Annotated in this window: 20 protein-coding genes; 10 read left to right on the top strand and 10 right to left on the bottom strand. The window is 37.4% G+C overall.

All coding sequences use genetic code 11. From position 1 onward, the window contains the following. The first annotated feature begins 14 nt into the window (after positions 1–14). Positions 15–683 carry a uracil-DNA glycosylase gene (locus EKM02_RS00510; protein ID WP_126451526.1) on the top strand — a complete coding sequence of 223 codons (669 nt, stop codon included), beginning with the start codon at positions 15–17 and terminating at the stop codon, positions 681–683. 147 nt (positions 684–830) lie between these two features. Here the strand turns inward: EKM02_RS00510 and EKM02_RS00515 are convergent, their stop codons facing one another. The 6 genes from EKM02_RS00515 to EKM02_RS14720 form a co-directional block, all read right to left on the bottom strand. Continuing rightward, complete coding sequence (locus tag EKM02_RS00515; protein ID WP_126451527.1) at positions 831–1,205, bottom strand: DUF4258 domain-containing protein; 375 nt, start codon at positions 1,203–1,205, stop codon at positions 831–833. A 36-nt stretch (positions 1,206–1,241) separates the two neighbouring features. Then, on the bottom strand, positions 1,242–2,441 hold the full coding sequence (locus tag EKM02_RS00520; RefSeq protein WP_197037185.1) for an alanine dehydrogenase: 1,200 nt from the start codon (positions 2,439–2,441) through the stop codon (positions 1,242–1,244). A gap of 94 nt (positions 2,442–2,535) precedes the next feature. Continuing rightward, positions 2,536–3,009: a GNAT family N-acetyltransferase gene (locus tag EKM02_RS00525; RefSeq protein ID WP_126451528.1), complete on the bottom strand. Its 474-nt coding sequence runs from the start codon at positions 3,007–3,009 to the stop codon at positions 2,536–2,538. Between the two features lie 8 nt (positions 3,010–3,017). After that, positions 3,018–3,425 (bottom strand): tRNA (adenosine(37)-N6)-threonylcarbamoyltransferase complex ATPase subunit type 1 TsaE, encoded by a 408-nt coding sequence (gene tsaE / locus EKM02_RS00530; protein ID WP_126451529.1) that lies wholly within the window; start codon positions 3,423–3,425, stop codon positions 3,018–3,020. Positions 3,426–3,486: 61 nt separating this feature from the next. Continuing rightward, the gene (locus EKM02_RS00535) at positions 3,487–5,040 is read right to left on the bottom strand and encodes a PglZ domain-containing protein (protein ID WP_126451530.1); all 1,554 of its coding nucleotides are present in this window, start codon (positions 5,038–5,040) and stop codon (positions 3,487–3,489) included. 203 nt (positions 5,041–5,243) lie between these two features. Beyond that, the gene (locus EKM02_RS14720; protein ID WP_158614711.1) at positions 5,244–5,417 is read right to left on the bottom strand and encodes a hypothetical protein; all 174 of its coding nucleotides are present in this window, start codon (positions 5,415–5,417) and stop codon (positions 5,244–5,246) included. A 214-nt stretch (positions 5,418–5,631) separates the two neighbouring features. Here EKM02_RS14720 and EKM02_RS00540 point away from each other — a divergent pair, with 214 nt between their 5' ends. The 8 genes from EKM02_RS00540 to EKM02_RS00575 all read left to right on the top strand — a co-directional run bounded on the left by EKM02_RS00540 (position 5,632) and on the right by EKM02_RS00575 (position 12,359). Continuing rightward, positions 5,632–6,762 (top strand): XdhC family protein, encoded by a 1,131-nt coding sequence (locus EKM02_RS00540; RefSeq protein WP_126451531.1) that lies wholly within the window; start codon positions 5,632–5,634, stop codon positions 6,760–6,762. Positions 6,763–6,764: 2 nt separating this feature from the next. Continuing rightward, positions 6,765–7,745, top strand: coding sequence for a GTP 3',8-cyclase MoaA (gene moaA, locus EKM02_RS00545; protein WP_126451532.1), 981 nt, complete (start codon positions 6,765–6,767; stop codon positions 7,743–7,745). Then, positions 7,745–8,332 (top strand): NTP transferase domain-containing protein, encoded by a 588-nt coding sequence (locus tag EKM02_RS00550; protein WP_126451533.1) that lies wholly within the window; start codon positions 7,745–7,747, stop codon positions 8,330–8,332. Before moaA ends, EKM02_RS00550 begins: the two co-directional genes overlap by 1 nt. After that, entirely contained in the window at positions 8,329–9,507 is a 1,179-nt protein-coding gene (gene glp / locus EKM02_RS00555; RefSeq protein WP_126451534.1) for a gephyrin-like molybdotransferase Glp, read from the top strand. Before EKM02_RS00550 ends, glp begins: the two co-directional genes overlap by 4 nt. 56 nt (positions 9,508–9,563) lie before the next feature. Next, the gene (locus EKM02_RS00560) at positions 9,564–10,298 is read left to right on the top strand and encodes a sulfite exporter TauE/SafE family protein (protein ID WP_126451535.1); all 735 of its coding nucleotides are present in this window, start codon (positions 9,564–9,566) and stop codon (positions 10,296–10,298) included. 285 nt (positions 10,299–10,583) lie between these two features. Then, the gene (locus EKM02_RS00565) at positions 10,584–10,811 is read left to right on the top strand and encodes a MoaD/ThiS family protein (RefSeq protein WP_126451536.1); all 228 of its coding nucleotides are present in this window, start codon (positions 10,584–10,586) and stop codon (positions 10,809–10,811) included. A gap of 1 nt (position 10,812) precedes the next feature. Beyond that, entirely contained in the window at positions 10,813–11,919 is a 1,107-nt protein-coding gene (locus EKM02_RS00570) for a HesA/MoeB/ThiF family protein (RefSeq protein ID WP_126451537.1), read from the top strand. Next, positions 11,919–12,359, top strand: a complete 441-nt coding sequence (locus tag EKM02_RS00575; RefSeq protein ID WP_126451538.1) for a molybdenum cofactor biosynthesis protein MoaE — start codon at positions 11,919–11,921, stop codon at positions 12,357–12,359. Before EKM02_RS00570 ends, EKM02_RS00575 begins: the two co-directional genes overlap by 1 nt. Before the next feature lie 46 nt (positions 12,360–12,405). Here the strand turns inward: EKM02_RS00575 and EKM02_RS00580 are convergent, their stop codons facing one another. The 4 genes from EKM02_RS00580 to EKM02_RS00595 form a co-directional block, all read right to left on the bottom strand. Beyond that, positions 12,406–13,545 carry a cysteine desulfurase family protein gene (locus EKM02_RS00580; protein ID WP_126451539.1) on the bottom strand — a complete coding sequence of 380 codons (1,140 nt, stop codon included), beginning with the start codon at positions 13,543–13,545 and terminating at the stop codon, positions 12,406–12,408. Between the two features lie 181 nt (positions 13,546–13,726). Further along, positions 13,727–15,892, bottom strand: coding sequence for a xanthine dehydrogenase family protein molybdopterin-binding subunit (locus EKM02_RS00585; RefSeq protein WP_199878450.1), 2,166 nt, complete (start codon positions 15,890–15,892; stop codon positions 13,727–13,729). A gap of 41 nt (positions 15,893–15,933) precedes the next feature. Further along, a complete protein-coding gene (locus EKM02_RS00590; RefSeq protein WP_199734571.1) occupies positions 15,934–16,512 on the bottom strand; it encodes a hypothetical protein in 579 nt (192 codons plus the stop codon). A gap of 118 nt (positions 16,513–16,630) precedes the next feature. Further along, a complete protein-coding gene (locus EKM02_RS00595) occupies positions 16,631–17,098 on the bottom strand; it encodes a (2Fe-2S)-binding protein (protein WP_126451541.1) in 468 nt (155 codons plus the stop codon). Positions 17,099–17,475: 377 nt separating this feature from the next. On the opposite strand from EKM02_RS00595, the gene EKM02_RS14725 reads away from it, so the two are divergent. Next, on the top strand, positions 17,476–17,631 hold the full coding sequence (locus EKM02_RS14725) for a hypothetical protein (RefSeq protein WP_158614712.1): 156 nt from the start codon (positions 17,476–17,478) through the stop codon (positions 17,629–17,631). Positions 17,632–17,783 lie beyond the last annotated feature (152 nt).

A 17,783-nucleotide genomic window follows, 5' to 3' on the forward strand; every position in this document is an offset into this window, starting at 1 on the left:
GTAAATACTTAACTATGCAAATCAATCTGAATCCCGTTTGGCAATTCATTTTATCTGATGAAATCAATAAACCCTATTTTCAAGAACTAATGGAAATTGTTGATGAGGAATATAAAAATTATACTTGTTACCCCCCGAAAGAATTGATTTTTGCTGCATTTAATTATTGCAGTTTCAAAGATGTAAAAGTGGTTATTATTGGTCAGGATCCCTATCACGGCAGAGGCGAAGCGAATGGCTTGTGCTTTTCTGTGAATGATGGTGTCCGAATTCCGCCTTCGTTACGCAATATTTTTCGAGAAATAAGCGATGATTTAGGAACTGTTTTAATGCCTGTATCCGGTAATTTAGGAGCTTGGGCTAAACAGAGTGTTTTATTGTTGAATGCCTCACTGACCGTTAGAGAAGACAGTGCCAACAGCCATAAACATTTGAAATGGAATATTTTTACCGATGCAGTTATCCAAAAAATTTCGGAACAAAAAGAGCATGTTGTTTTCTTACTTTGGGGAAATTTCGCCCATAAAAAAGGACTTAAAATCGACCGAAATAAACATTTGGTTTTAGAATCTGGACATCCTTCGCCTATGAGTGCAAATCAGGGAAAATGGTTCGGGAATAAACATTTTAGTAAAACAAATTCTTATTTGAAAAGAAATGGTTTAGAGCCAATAGAATGGTAGTAGTCTTTTAAACTATTCTTAAATTATATTTTTCTGAACCAGTAAGAAATTACGGATTTAAAACTTAATTTTCTAAATTTTTTAATGGTTTAAAAGATTTTAATAGTACTGGTTTTAGAATTTGTTTTTGTTTGTATAAAAGAGTAATTATTTTTTTATTATATCTTCCAGAACGGCTCTGTCAGCATAATTAATGACTTTCAAAGTAACTTCTTGGTTTTTGATTGTTTTACCTTCTATAAGGTAGAGTTTTCCTTTCTTAAGATCAATATTACTTTGGTCAAAATCAACATCTCCAAATTGCAATGTATTTTTTATATCGGCAGTATCAATCCATTTTTCAGCTAAAATAAGTGAAGCTTTATCGGAATAATAAAAGGGTTTGTTTCTTAAATCATTTAGTACTCTTGCGTTTGGAAAATAATTGCAGCGGGTGTCTTTGCCGCTGAAAACTAACGCTACAAAAAACAGTCCTATAACTAAACCTACAAGATAATAGGCAAAACGATGTATAAACTTCATGAATTATATTTTTGGCAAAGGTAGCAGAAAGTTTTCTTAAAAAACAATTAAATTAATGTCGTTATTGGGTAAGTCAAACCAGTCACTAATAGCATTGTTTGTGAGGATTCCGTGGTACATATAGACGCCATTTTTTAACCCTTTATCACAACGGATAGCGCTCTCGATGCCTCCATCCTCAGCAATTTTCATTAGGTAAGGCGATATGATATTGCTTATGGAGAGCGAAGCGGTTTTAGAATAGCGGGACGGAATATTGGGTACGCAATAATGCAATACATTGTTTTTGATAAACGTTGGTTTTTCATGGGATGTCACTTCTGAAGTTTCAAAACATCCTCCGGTATCAATGCTTACATCTACGATTACGGCTCCAATTTTCATGTGTTCGACCATGGTTTCTGTCACTATCACGGGACAACGATCTTTACCTCGCATGGCGCCAATGGCGACATCACACCTTCTCAATGCTTTTAGCAAAGCTTTTGGTTGTATGGTAGAAGTAAAGATTCGTTGGTTCAGATTATTCTGCAAACGACGTAGTTTGGTGATAGAATTATCAAAAACTTTGACATTGGCTCCTAATCCTATAGCGGTTTTGGCAGCAAATTCCCCCACCGTTCCTGCACCCAGAATGACCACATCAGTAGGAGGGACGCCGGTAATATTACCGAATAATAGTCCTTTTCCAAATTCATTAGTAATCATCAATTCGGCAGCAATTAGGATAGAAGCAGTTCCAGCTATCTCGCTCAGGGATTTTACTGCAGGATAGGTTCCGTCTTCGTCTTTGATGTATTCAAAAGCCAATGCGGTAATTTTCTTTTTGGTTAAAGCCTCAAAATAGTTTTTTTTACGCGTTTTTAATTGGATGGCTGACAACAGAATGGTTTGCGGATTCATCATTTCAATTTCGGTAAGTGTGGCAGGTTCCACCTTCAAAATCATAGGACAACTGAATACTTTTTTGGTGTCATTTGTGATTTCGGCACCTGCATCACTATATTCTTTGTCGGTATAACTCGAACTCAATCCCGCACCCGCTTCAATCATTACGCGATGTCCGTGATACGTAATTGAAGTAACAGCATCTGGTGTAAGACAAATCCGGCGTTCCTGATAACTCGTTTCCTTGGGAATACCAATAAAAAGTTCACTTTTTTGTCTTGCAATTTCCAGTTTTTCCTCCTGAGGTAAAAGCTGTTGTTTTGTGAATGGTGTTATAGTTATTGACATTGATGTTATTAAATTAAGGGTACAATTTACGTAAAAAGTTTTATAAACGATACGAATTCAATCTTGATAAATTCGTTTATAAGACAACTAAATCTCAGTGAATGATTCTTTCCATTTTTATATCGGCTCGCTCATAAACGCCATCTTCTAACAGTACTTCTACGAAATCAAATTTTTTATACAAATGAATAGCCGATAGTAATTTCCGGTTCGAATATAAAATCAGTTTCTCCATTCCTTTTGTTTCGGCAACAGCAAGGCAATGCAGCATTAATTTTTTGCCAACTCCCAGTCCTTGTGCGCTATCAGTAACAGCCATTTTACTCAGTTCAAAAGTGGCATTATCAATTTTCATTAAGGAAACTGTTCCTACTATGGTATTCTTGTATTTTGCATAAAAAATCATTCCGCCTTTGTCAATTATCTGACCTTGCGGATCCGAAAGTATTTTTTCATCTTTGGGTTCAACCCAAAAATGTTTTTGTAACCATTCCAGATTTAATGTTTTTATCGCTTCTTTGAAAGCAGGGGCAAATGGTATTATTTCAACGGTATTATCTACACTCATATTTACTTTTAACTTAAGGTTAAAGAACGTTTTCCGTCAGGAAGCAGTGAAATAGTTATAACGGAATGTGTTTCCGGAATCAAATTTGGGATCTTCTCAGCCCATTCTATAAAGCACCAATTACCAGAATACAAATAATCATCAATCCCCATATCCAGCGCTTCGAATTCAGTATTTAATCTGTAAAAATCAAAATGATAAACTAACTGATTGTCAAATGCTTCGTATTCATTAACTAAAGAAAAAGTTGGGCTACTCGTTGCTCCGGTTACGCCAAGCGTTTTACACAATTGCTTGATCAAAGTTGTTTTACCAACGCCCATTTCCCCATGAAAAAGAATCACTTTTTTAGGATTCTTTGTAATGATTTTTTGTGTCACTTCCTCGAGTTCGTCAATAGAAAAAATGATATTCATTCTTGTGAAATTGTTTAAAGTTTAAGGTTCATGCTATACGTTAAAAACGGATACTGACTACTTATTTTGGGTTAAAAACCAAAAATGGAATAATCATTTCTTCTAATGAAATACCCCCGTGCTGATACGTATTTTTGTAATAACTCACATAATGATTGTAGTTGTTGACATAGGCCAAAAATAAATCATTTTTTGCAAAAATATACGAACTGCTCATATTTATGGTAGGCAAACCAATATTTTTTGGTTCTTTCACAGCATAAACATCTTTGTGTTCGTATGTCAAACTGCGTCCGGTTTTATACCGCAAGTTCAAACTAGTGTTTTTGTCACCTACCACTTTCGATGGGTTTTTTACGTTTATCGTTCCGTGATCCGTGGTCAAAATCAATTTGAAACCCATTTTTTGAGCTTGTTGAATGATTTCTAAAAGTGGAGAATTCTTAAACCAGCTCAAGGTCAGCGAACGATACGCTTTATCATCAGAGGCCAGTTCTTTTACGACATCCATCTCTGTTTTGGCATGGGAAAGCATGTCTACAAAGTTATATACAACAGTTACTAAATCATTATCTTTTAGTGCTTTAAATCCCTCTGATAATTTTTTTCCGCTGGCAAGACTTGTTATTTTAAAATAATCTTCCTTGATATTCAAACCCAATCTTTTTAGTTGCGCCGTCAAAAATTCGGCTTCAAAAAGGTTCTTTCCGCCTTCTTCCGGGTCGTTTTTCCAGTATTTCGGAAACTGTTTTTCCATTTCCAGCGGGGTTAAACCGGAGAAAATAGCGTTTCGCGCATATTGTGTCGCCGTAGGAAGAATAGAATAGTAAGGCACTTCTTTTTCCAGTTTATAGTAATTTCCTACTACACTTTCAAAGGTTTTCCACTGGTCATAGCGCAGGTTATCAATTACGACAAACAAAATAGGCTTGTCTTTTTTCTGGAGTTCAGGAAGCACTAATTCTTTGAATAAGGTGTGCGATTGAACCGGTTTATCGGCCTTTGGAGCAAACCAATCCTCATAATTGCGCTCTATGAATTTTCCAAACTGGGAATTGGCTTCTGTTTTCTGGGATTCCAAAATTTCAATCATACTCTGATCATCGATATTTTCCAATTCCAGTTCCCAAAAAATCAATTTTTTGTATAACTCAATCCAGTCTTCATAGGAATTCACCATCGCCATTTCCATGGTGATTTTTCTAAATTCTTTCTGATAATCCAGCGTTGTTTTTTGAGAAATCAATCGGGAATGATCCAGATTTTTCTTCAAACTCAACAAAATCTGATTTGGATTCACGGGTTTGATCAAATAATCGGCAATTTTTGACCCTATGGCTTCCTCCATAATGTATTCTTCCTCGCTTTTCGTAATCATAATCATGGGAACCGAAGATTTTTTCTCCTTCATTTCTGACAGCGTTTCCAAACCACTCATTCCAGGCATATTTTCATCCAGAAAAATAATATCAAAATTGTTTTCTTCAAAAATTCCAATGGCGTCAAGTCCGTTGTTACAGGTCGTAACCTCGTAATTTTTCTTTTCCAGAAATAATATATGTGGTTTCAAAAGGTCGATTTCATCATCTACCCAAAGTATTTTTATTTTATCCATAAGTTGTAGTAACAGGTGTTCGAAAGAACTAAATTAAAGTGGCAAATTACATTTTTTTGGAATTGCTATCTGCTAATGTTATTATAATTTTTTAACATATTTACGTTATAATTTTTAAAATTACAATTCACTTTAATTCTGTTTTAAGTTAATTTTTTGGGGTGCCTCATCGTTCGTAAACTCCGTCCGGGTCTGACTGTACGCTATATTTTAGATGAAATTTGAACTATATAATACATGTGTTTGGTATTGTTTTCGCCTAATCTAATGGCAAATTTATCATTTAAAACCAGCACACCACTTACCGTGTTATCTAAAAACTCCTTCGTGACAGGCTTTTTTAACCTAGATTCGTTGTGAATAGGTTTGATATCCATAATAAATTGATTAAATTTCAGAATTGATTAGTCAATCGGAGCGGTACATTCGGCTCGTATTGCTAAAAAATTGAAACTGATGGTTATACAATTGAATGTGATATTCTGTTGTACGATACTCCATTCATGTTGTGTATCGCTTACTCTGTTATTTCTTTTATTTTTAAGAGAAAATATTTTAAAAACAGAATCTAAGCCGTTAAAAAAAAGACTAATGAAAGAAGTTACAGATATTTTAAAAGCCTATTCAGCAGCCAAAGCGAGTGGAAAAAAAACAGCATTGGCAACAGTGGTCAAAGTAGAAGGCTCTTCTTACCGTCAGCCGGGCGCACGAATGCTTGTAACAGAAGACGGTATTTTGACCGGTGCTATTAGCGGCGGATGCCTTGAAGGCGATGCCTTGCGAAAAGCACTGCTGGCCATACACCAAAAACAAAATAAGCTAATTACCTACGATACCAGTGATGAAAGCGATTCTGATTTTGGAGTGCAATTAGGATGCAACGGAATTGTCCATATTCTTTTTGAATACATCGATGAATGTGCAGTATGTAATCCGATTTACTTGTTGGAACAATCGGTAGCAGAACGCAAAGAAGCCGTGGTTTTGACCTTGTTTTCCTTGGAGCGGAATACTGTACAAATAGGGACTGTATTAGTGTACCGAGAAGATCTGGTGATTAGTCAAAGAACTGATTTAAAGGCATTGCATGTAGCTTTCAAGGAAGTACTTTATAGCAAATCATCGATTATAAAAAAAATACAGCTAGAAGATCATGAACATGAAGCTTTAATCGAATACATCCCACTCCCAGTTTCGCTAGTACTTGCCGGTGCAGGAAATGATGCGCAACCATTAGTAAAAATGGCTAATTTATTAGGTTGGGAAGTACTTGTAGGTGACGGAAGAGCAACGCATTCAACCGCAAAACGTTTTCCAGAAGCCAAGCAAATACTTGTAACCAAGCCACTGCAATTAGTAGAAAACAGCAGCATTGACTCCCGGACTTTCTTTGTCCTGATGACGCATAACTACAAATATGATCTGGAAGTTTTAAAATTGCTTTTGGAAACTGATTGTATGTACATCGGAATATTAGGTCCAAAGACAAAACTGAACCGCATGTTTGATGATTTGAGCGCCGAAGGAATTGTGGTAACTAAAGCACAGCTGGATCGAATCTATGGTCCGATAGGCCTTGATATTGGTGCGGAAACATCAGAAGAAATAGCGCTTTCTGTTGTAGCAGAAATAAAAGCAGTGATGGAAGGAAAAACGGCGAACTCGCTCAAACACAAAAAAAATAAAATACACCCTGCTACGAATGGGATTAAAAATACTTGATTATGATAAAAGACACATTCGGACGCGTTCACGACTATCTCAGGATTTCACTGACTGATAATTGCAATCTACGCTGTTTTTATTGCATGCCAGAAGAAAATTATGCCTTTGCACCAGCCTCTAAATTAATGCAGGTTGAAGAGATCGAAACCATCGCCAAATTATTCGTGGCCAATGGCGTAAAAAAAATTCGCCTGACCGGAGGCGAACCTTTGGTACGAAAAGACGCTCCACGGATTATAGAATCTTTAGGAAAATTAGGGGTTGAACTCGCTATTACTACCAATGGCGTGCGGATAAATGAAATGCTAGACGAGCTTTTAGCGGCAAATATTAAGGCGATAAATATCAGCTTAGATACTTTGCAAGCCGATAAATTTTTGAAAATTACCCGAAGAGATTTGTATCATCGTGTCAGAAGTAATATCGAATTGCTGTTGCAGCACGGGATTCGTGTGAAAATAAATGTGGTTGTGATGAAAGGCCTCAACGAGAACGAAATTCTGGATTTTATAGCACTGACCCAACACAATACAATCGAAGTACGGTTTATCGAATTCATGCCTTTCAGTGGTAATAACTGGACGAGTAACCAAGTTTTTACCCTGCAAGAGATTTTGTTGAAAGTCGCTTCAAAATATGATGTCCTTCCGGTGCAGCCCGAACCCAACGATACCTCAAAAAAATATATGATTCCGGGTCATGTGGGTTCCTTTGCTGTAATTAGTACAATGAGTTCTCCTTTTTGTGAAACTTGCAACCGCATGCGACTGACGGCTGATGGAAAATTAAAAAATTGCTTATTCTCTAAAGAGGAAACCGATTTGCTTGGCGCTTTACGTTCCGGTCAAGAAATTTTGCCTTTGATAAAAGACACTATTATGGCTAAGGCCAAAGCTTTAGGAGGACAATTTAGTGGTGTTTTTGAAGATATAGATGCCAGTAAACTTAAAAATAGAAGTATGATTACAATAGGCGGCTGATGGAAAATAAAACAGGAATAGTACTATTGGCAGCGGGGGGGTCCTCGCGCTTGGGTCGGCCCAAACAGTTACTTGAATTTAATGGTAAAACCTTACTTTTTCATACTGTAGAACAAATACTCGAAGTAAGCACTAAAGCGATTGTTGTAATGGGTTCAAAGAACACCGCTATTGAAAAAGAAGTTAATTCGGTTTTAATTTGCCGAAATCCCGATTGGCAAAAAGGTATGGGGTCTTCGATAAGCAAAGGCTTGGAGATGTTGCTGCTTGTTAATTTGGACATTGAACACTGCATTTTGGCCGTTTGTGACCAGCCTCATATTGATGCTGCTGTTTTTGAGAGTTTAATTGAAAAGCAAAAAGAAACCGGAAAAGGTATTGTCGCCTCTTGCTATGCCAATACGCTGGGAACTCCCGTTTTGTTCAGCAGAAAATACTTTGCTGAACTAATGCAGCTTTCCGGTAATGCCGGAGCCCGGAAAATGATTGAAAAATACAAAAAAGATGTGGCTAGCATTCCCTTTGAAAAAGGGGCTGTTGATATCGACACTATAGAAGATTACGAACAACTGATCCATCCCAAATGATTTCTGTAAAAGAAGCAAAACAACTAATTATGGGAGCAGCTTTGACAAAAAAAAGTGAGCTCGTCGCACTCCAATATGCTCATGGACAAGTGACCGCAAGAGACATTCGAGCCATGATAGACATTCCAAATTTTCATCAATCTTCCATGGATGGTTATGCTATGAAATATGAAGATAAGGACAGTCTTCTTACCATTATAGGAGAAATGGCGGCTGGTACGAGTAGACAACTGGTACTTAATAAAGGTGAGGCTACGAGAATATTTACCGGCGCTCCTTTGCCGGAGGGAGCTGATACCGTAGTAATGCAAGAACGGATATGCCTTGAAAACGGGAAACTACTAGTTGAAGACCAGACGCTTTTCAAAGGAGCAAATGTAAGACTAAAAGGAGCAGAGGTTGAAAGCGGAGTCATTGCCATGGCGGCTGAAACTTATCTTTCCCCGGCAGCAGTAGGCTTTCTAGCCGGAATAGGCTGTGCGGAAGTTTGGGTATATTCACCTCCAAAAGTGGCTATTATCCTTACCGGAAATGAATTGCAAGAACCAGGTAGGCCTTTAGATTTTGGTCAGGTTTATGAAGCCAATTCCGTTCAGTTAAAAGCAGTTTTAAATAAAATTGGCGTCAGAGATATTACAGTGCAAACTGCTGAAGATCAGATTGAAGTATTACAGGACGTTTTGCAAAAAGCGCTTGACACTCATGATATTGTTCTTTTGAACGGTGGCGTTAGTGTGGGCGATTATGATTTTGTGCCTCTTGTGGCGCAGCGGTGTGGTGTCGAGCAACAATTTCACAAAATCAAGCAGAAGCCCGGGAAGCCTTTGTTTTTTGGATCAAAAAAAGACAAATTGATTTTTGGACTTCCTGGAAATCCTTCGTCTTCGCTGACTTGTTTTTACGAGTATGTGTTACCAGTACTTGAAAATCGTATGGGCTTGACTAATAGCTTGACGGAAATTACCGCTAGGGTTACACATGATTATCCTAAAGCTTCGGGATTAACACATTTTCTAAAGGCCTCGTATAGCAATGGAACAGTAACTCCCTTGCATGCACAAGAATCTTTCCGTTTGCACTCTTTTGCTCAGGCGAATTGCTTTATTGTTTTGCCGGAAGAATCAAAAGGTTGCCTAGCCGGAGAAGAAGTTACCGTTCATCTCCTGCCCAGATAGTACTTGCTTTTATAAAAACAGTACTTTTACTATTTATCCCTAATTCATTAAATAGAATGTCTATAGAAGTATTTTACATAATTCTTTTTTTTGTTGCTTTCTTATATGCTTCGGTCGGTCATGGTGGTGCCAGCGGCTATCTGGCGCTAATGGCACTTTATGGTATTGCTCCTGAAGAAATGAAACCGACTGCTTTAGTGCTCAATCTTTTCGTTTCTATAACTTCTTTTTCACACTATTATCGCGGTGGGTTTTTCTCAAAGAAAATATTTATTCCAATTGCAGCAATGTCGATTCCCATGGCCTTTATTGGCGGAATGATTACCGTTGAAGAAACGGTTTACAAGCGAATTTTGGGAGTGTTATTGCTTTTTCCTATTCTTCGTTTTTTCTTTTTCAAAAATGTAGAAGATTGTCAATTGAGGCCCCATACTGTTTCTGTAGCAATTATTAGTGGAGGAATCGTGGGCTTGCTGTCGGGAATGATTGGTATTGGAGGAGGTATTTTGCTTTCACCCCTTTTATTACTGTTGCAATGGACCAATCAAAAACAGACTGCGGCCATAAGTGCGGCATTCATATTTGTGAATTCTCTAGCGGGGCTAGGTGGTATGCTCACACGAGGTATTACATTCACGGGAGATATGGCTCTGTTTGTTGGTGTAGCTTTGGTCGGAGGATTTTTGGGTGCTTATTTAGGTTCTAAGAAATTTAATGCTACTATTCTGAAATATGTACTGGCTGTAGTTTTACTGTTGGCTTCCTATAAATTAGTGTTTTCAAAAGCTTAGTTATGTGTAAATTAGGAGTAATTATATTCTTAATAGGTTTAAGTATAGATATAGGATTTTTAAAATTAATTTTGCTTAAATTTAGACATTAGTATTAATGATGATTTATGGCTCATAAATGTTTGATAATTCAGAATCACAACGCGTAATTAAAAAAATATTCAGAACGTTTAGCGGAATTTTGCATTAAGATGTTTTGGATAAAGATAGATTTATTGTAATTTCCCCAAACGCCCGTATTTGAAAAAATCATAAAAAATCAGACTTAGCAAATATTATCTACATATGAAAATTAAAATTATAGCATTTGGTTCGATTACAGCGATTATGGGAAAAGAAATTTGCCTGCACGCTACTGACATCGTATCTATGAAAGAAGCTTTAGAGCAACTTTTTCCAGAATTGTCGGATCGTAAATATGCGGTTGCAGTCAACATGAAATTAGTAGGAACAAATGTTTTATTTGGTCAAAATGATATGGTAGCACTTATGCCACCTTATTCAGGAGGATAATATGGAAAACTATAACGCCCGATATGCCCGCCATTATTCACTTCAGGATTTTGGAACTAAAGGACAGGAAAAACTGGAGAAAGCCAAGGTGCTTGTGATAGGAGCAGGCGGTTTAGGATGTCCCGTCTTGCAGTATCTTGTTGCCTCTGGGATTGGTACCATTGGCATTGTAGATCATGATATCATATCCTTAAGCAACCTACAACGACAGGTTTTATACACGACGGATGACATTGGTAAAGACAAAGCCACAGTTGCATGCAAAAGACTACTAAGCCTCAATCCTGAAATTAGTATTACGGGCTATGCCATTGCACTTAGTTCTAAAAATGCAATAAAACTAATCCGTGCCTATGATATTATAGTGGATTGCACTGATAATTTTGCATCCCGCTATTTGATAAACGATGCCTGTGTCTTGTTAGAGAAGCCTTTGGTTTTTGGTGCTATTTATCAATATGAAGGGCAAGTGGCTGTTTTTAATATTGAAGATGAAAATAAGAACAAGACGAACTACCGCCATTTGTTTCCTAAACCTCCAAAACCGGATGAAGTTCAAAATTGCAATGAAGCGGGTGTTTTAGGCGTTTTACCCGGGATCATCGGGTTGATGCAGGCTGGGGAAGTGATTAAATTACTTACAGGAATAGGGGAGGTATTAATTAATAGACTCCTTACATTCAGTTTGCTTAATTATGAACTGTATGTCATTGAAATTAATATGGAAGTTTCCGTTTCTGATTTGATACCTCAAGATCAAAGTGGCTTTGAAGCGACAGATTATAATTGGCTTTGTGGATTTTCAATTTCTGAAATTGAAACCCTTTCTGCTATTGATTTTTTAGACCAAGTTTCCAACAATGACACTATTGTAATCGATGTCCGGGAAAAGGACGAGCTTCCTAAAGCGGATTTTAAATATTGTGCTCTTCCCTTATCCGAGCTGCGTGAAAAAATTCCAGAAATTAGTGAACGTACGATTCTATTATTCTGCCAAAGTGGAAAGCGAAGCTTGATAGCAGGGGCACTTTTATTAGAAAAATTTGGAACGACCAAAAAAATAAGCCACTTAAAAGACGGCATCAATGCATTAAAAGAACTTAAATAATGATCAAAAAAATCAAAAATATTTTCATTGAAGGAGCTATTCCTCCATTATTTATAGCAGATAGCATTGCAAAACATGCGACTAAAAAAGATATTGGAGCGCACAGTATTTTCCTGGGTCAGATTCGGGAAGATGTTGTTGATGGCAAAACAGTGAAAGCTATTGAATATAGTGCTTATGAAGCGATGGCGTTAGAAAAAATGCAGGAAATCAGGGAAGAGCTATTTTCTAAATATGAGTTGAGCTGTATGCATGTGCATCACAGTCTTGGAGTGGTCAATGCGGGTGAAATATGCCTGTTTGTTTTCACTTCTTCTAAGCACAGAAACATTGCCATGGAAGCCTGTAATGAAATTGTAGAACGCGTGAAAGCAGAACTTCAGATTTGGGGAAAAGAAATTTTTAATGACCAATCCCATCAGTGGAAAATAAATAGCTGAATTTAATTTTCGTACTTGGATTAAATCCGATTTAGAACATACTATTTTATGACTTTAATAGCCGTGTTAATTCGGAAACGGCAGCAATTGTCAATTCAATTTCTGCTAAAGTGGTGAATTTTCCTAAGCTAAATCGGATCGAAGATAAGGCATTTTCATCTGTAAGACCCAATGCTTTCAAGACATGTGAAGGTTCTGATGTAACAGCCGAACAGGCCGAACCATTAGAAACGGAAATATTTTGCAAAGCAAGAATAAGATTTTCAGAATTCACGCCTGGAAAGCAAATATTGGTCGTATTGTAAAGACGATTTGTTTGCGAACCATTGACAAAAGATGCGGGTATTTTCAATAGTTCCCTTTCAAGTAAGTCTCGCATTATTGTTATCCTATCTCTGTCCTTTTCCATTTCTAAGCTTGCAATTTCGCAGGCTTTGCCAAGTCCGATGATTCCCGGAACATTTAAAGTACCACTTCGTTTGCTGTTTTGCTGACCACCTCCAGTGATTTGACTCGTTAATTTTGCTTTTATTTTTTTGGAAACAAATAATGCACCGATGCCTTTTGGTCCATAAAATTTATGTGCAGAAAGAGACAGAAGGTCAATGCCTAAATCAACGACATTAATTGGAATTTTTCCTATAGCCTGAGTGGCATCGCACAGGAAATAGGCTTCTTTAGATTTAGCAATTTCCCCGATTTTTTTAATATCCTGGAGTGTTCCCGTTTCGTTATTTGCCATCATGACAATTACTAGTGCAGTTTCTTCGTTCACGGCTGCTGTAAGAAGGTCTAGGTCTAAAATACCATCCTTATTGACGCCCAAATAGCTGACTTGGTATCCGATGGTTTCTAGGTGAAGGCAAGTATCTAAAACGGCTTCGTGCTCAGTAATTACAGTAACAATATGTTTGCGTTTTTCGTTTGCAAGTCCTTTGATTGCAAGATTTATTGCTTCTGTTGCACCTGAGGTAAAAATAATATCGTTTGGTTTTGCTTGAATTAGTTCCGCTGTTTGCCATCTGGCCTGTTCGACTGCTTCTTTCACCGTTAATCCAGCCAGGTGGCTACTGTTTGCATTGGCATAAAAATTAGTGAAATAGGGAAGCATGGCATCAAGCACCCGATCGTCAATACGCGTTGTTGCATTATTATCTAAATAGATTTTTTCTTGGATAAGTGACATTTAAACTAGTGTTGTAAAGTAGGTTTTATGCTTATTTAGTTCTTTTGTGAGTTTTTAAGAATCTGCTTTTGCGGAGCATAGGAATTAAAAAAGAGCTTGTAATTGCCATCACCTTCAAAGGTAGAAAATTTAACCAGAATCATTTTGAAGTTTTAACGATTCTGGCTAAAAAAATAGGGCATTATACCGTTGCCAGACTAAACGGTAATTTTCGTATTCTTTTGCCTGTCAGGTCAAAAATGGCATTTGTCAACGCTGGTGCAAAAGGAGGAAGACCGGGTTCTCCAACTCCGCCTGCATCTTCTTCATTGTCTATAATATACACTTCTATTTGTGGAATATCCGTAATACGAGGCATTGGGTAATCATAAAAATTATTTTGTTCTACTATACCATCCTTAAATGTTATTTCATGTATTGTTGCCGCACCCAGACCCATGACGATGGAACCTTCAACCTGCGCGCGAATAATATCCGGATTTACATACCAGCCACAATCTATGACGGCCCAAACATTATCTATTTTTACACCTCCAGAGGCATTTTTTGAAACTTTTACAATGTGTCCTACCGTTGATTTGAAACATTCAGTGATGGCTACACCATAGCCTTCATTTTTACTTCTTTTTTTCCAGCCGGAGACTTCTTCCATTTTGTCAATTAGTTTTTGGCATCTTTCATCCTGTAGATGAGCTCTTCTAAAATCCAGCGGATCCGCGCCAGCTTCTACAGCCATTTCATCCATAAAACTTTCAAACGCAAATCCGTTTGTAGAAGCATACACTGAACGCCACCACATTGTTGGTAGTGGTGTTTCAAAGGGAACATCTGAAATGCTTAAATTTTTGATACTCGCATAATAGGGTTCAAGGAATCCTTCGCTGGTACTATCATTAGGAACGTCTTTCTTTCCTCCACTCCAGTGGTCGTTATTTTGGCCTGCCATTCTAAATTTAAGCGCTTCAATTTTCCCGCCTTTTACTGCACCTTCACAACGATAAGAGATTCCTGGTCGGTAAGGGCCCTGCTTAAGGTCATCCTCTCGTGTCCAAACTACCTGAACCGGAGCTCCAATTTCTTTTGAAATCAATACCGCTTCATGAGGATAATCGGTAAAGGCTTTTCTTCCAAAACCACCACCGAGGAAAGTCATATTTACAATTACCTTTTCTTTTGCAATTCCCATTTGGGTGCTTATAAAATCCTGAACCCATCCAGGTGCTTGAATCGGACCCCAAATTTCTACAGTATCTCCTTGGAAATTGGCAATACAATTCAGCGGTTCCATACAGCTATGGGATTGGTATGGGGTCTGGTAGATTACATCCAGTTTCTTATTTGATTTTTCTATGATTGCAGTAGGATCACCTTGAGATTTAAGAGGCAATCCTTCCTTCGTTTTTATAAATTCTTCCTGGCGTTTGAATATTTCGGGACTGTTTACATGTTCAAATCCAGTATCATCCCATTCAACTATTAAAGCCTTTTTTCCCTGCATCGCTGCCCAAGTCGAATCAGCCACAACGGCGACTCCTTCGCGAATGGTATTGTGCACCACCATTTTTACCACAAAAATCTGTTTTACCCCAGGAATTTTTTTTGCCACGGAATCGTCGAAGCTTTTTACAGTTCCACGAAGTCTTGGATTTCGTTCTACGGCTGCATAGAGCATGCCTGGAATCTTTTTATCGAGGCCAAAAATAGCAGTCCCATTTGTTTTCATGGGCGTATCCAAACGGTGTAATGGCTGGCGGATAAGCTTATATTCGGATATTTTTTTGAGTTTAGGATTTTTAGGAGCTTCTAATTTTGAAGCTTGGGTTGCCAGTTCACCATAGTGTTTATTTTTGCCAGAAGGCCTGTGAATAACATGTCCTGCTTCGGCATAGCAATCGTCAACGGATACATTCCATTGGAGTGCAGCTGCGGCAATCAGCATTTCACGTGCCGTGGCGCTCAATTTTAGTAATTTTTTGTACGCGGATCTTATGGTTGAGCTACCACCAGTAATCTGGTTTCCGTATTTTTTTTCATTTCCTTGGGCAAATACTACGTCTATATCTTTTAAATTTACTTCTAGTTCTTCGGCTATAATTTGCGGAATGGAATGATAGGCACCCTGACCCATTTCGGCACGGTGACTCACTATGGTTACTTTTCCGGAGGTATTGATGAGTATCCAGGCGCACATTTCAATATCAGCTGCTGTTAAATCGGATGGTTTTATTAAAGTTGGAACTGTATCGCCGGGTAAATAAAACCCCATACAAAGAGCAGCCCCACCCAAACCAGTAAGTTTGAGAAAGCTTCGTCTTGTATTTACTAAATTGTTTTTTGAATCCATCATACTTTAGAAATTATTTATTTTACAATACTCTGGTTTAGAAATTATTTGGCGGGAGCATATGCACCGTTATTTAGCCATGTCAGCCATTCTTTTTTAAACTCTGCATGGGTCAGTGGCGGTAGGCTGCGCCCTTCGCCCGGATTCCATCCTGCAAGAACAAAAGCATCATCAGCATGTTTTTTGAGTTTATTAATATCCATATGTCCGTTTTTAGATGGATCCATTAATTGTTTTGCCAGCTGGTGTGCTGTTCTGCCTTCAAAAACCATTTTCATATCAGCAGGTGGCAAGTGCCAGTCTGAATTTCCTGGTGGTGTATGTAATCCAGGTGTATTTTGAGTTTGGTGGCAATTCGTACATTTCATGGCATATAATCCTCTTCCGTCACTACCGCGTTTAGGAGCCATGACATGTAAATGACTGTCTTCTCCTTGCAACGGAACGTCACCAATAGGGTGGCAGTTCACGCAGCGGGGGCTCATTAAAACTTTATAAACCTTTTGGAATGCTTTTACAGAGGCAATGCTGTCCTTGATGATTACAGTAGGATTAATATTTATATATTCACTTTCATCCTCGGGTTTTAATGTCCAGCCTAATGCAACTGCACTAACGAGCAAAAAAAAGAGAATAGCAGCCGTTTTATTTTTTTGGAATGAAGCCATAGTAAATTGATTATGTTAAGAAAGGATTATCTTATAATAAGTTGATTTAGTATATTGAAGTATCTTTTATCTTTTATCTTTTATTTTTTTCTTGTAATTGCGCGGCTAAATGAATGGCTTTTCTTACACGTGGATAGGTTCCGCATCGACAAATATTTCCTGACATCGCGTCATCAATATCCTTATCAGTCGGTTTTGGATTTTCTCTCAATAACACTGCAGCTGACATGATTTGGCCGGAATGGCAGTATCCGCATTGGGGTACATCCATTTCATTCCATGCCAGTTGCGCTGGATGGTCATTATGTAAAGACAAGCCTTCAATTGTGGTTATTTTTTTTCCTTCGGCCCTGCTGACTTTTGTTACGCAGGATCGAACTGCTTCTCCATCAAGATGCAACACGCATGCTCCGCACTGTGCAACACCACAACCAAATTTTGTTCCAGTCAGGCCCAGTGTGTCCCTTACTACCCATAGTAGAGGCATGTCCGGACTTACATCAACTTGATAGGTTTTATTATTTACGTTTAATGTTATCATAAGTACTTGAAATTAGATTAAAGATCAATAGACAGTTTCATGAAAATAGGTAAAAAAATATCTAATGTCTAAACTTACTAAAAAAAATAAAGGGTTTCTAATATTAACACTAAATTTAACGAAAATTAAATACAGTATTATTATTATTAACTCGCTTTTACTATTGTAAAAACAGGTTTTATACCTGATAATGAGCTAATAAGTGTATTTTTTAGTTTTATGTTATGGTTTTGTTAATCCAAATTATGATTTAAAGGCGCAGTGCTAATTTATTGCTTGTATAATTAGTTACTTTTACCCAACAACAGATATTTATAAAACTTTGAAAGGGCGTATTTAAATACTAAATTCTATAAAATTTTAAAACAAATTGAACAATGAAGTTTACAACAATCACACTTGGTACTAACAAAATTGAAGTTTTTAATTCTTTCATCGGAAAAGAAACTATCGTATTGAACGGAAAAGTAGTTTCGGAAAAAAATTCGATAACCGGAGCTACACATCATTTTAAAATGATTGAAAATGAGTAAGAAGTAGCCTGTAAATTTATTTTTGGGTACGGTGCTAATGGAGTGGTGATGAGTTTATACAAAGACAACAAACCAGTAATTGAGTCCCAAAGAAGTATGTTCTTTGGATTCGTATTAATTACGCTTCTTACTTTTGGGTTTGTATTTTTTTA

The organism is Flavobacterium sp. RSP49 (assembly GCF_003968735.1).
Lineage (GTDB): Bacteria > Bacteroidota > Bacteroidia > Flavobacteriales > Flavobacteriaceae > Flavobacterium.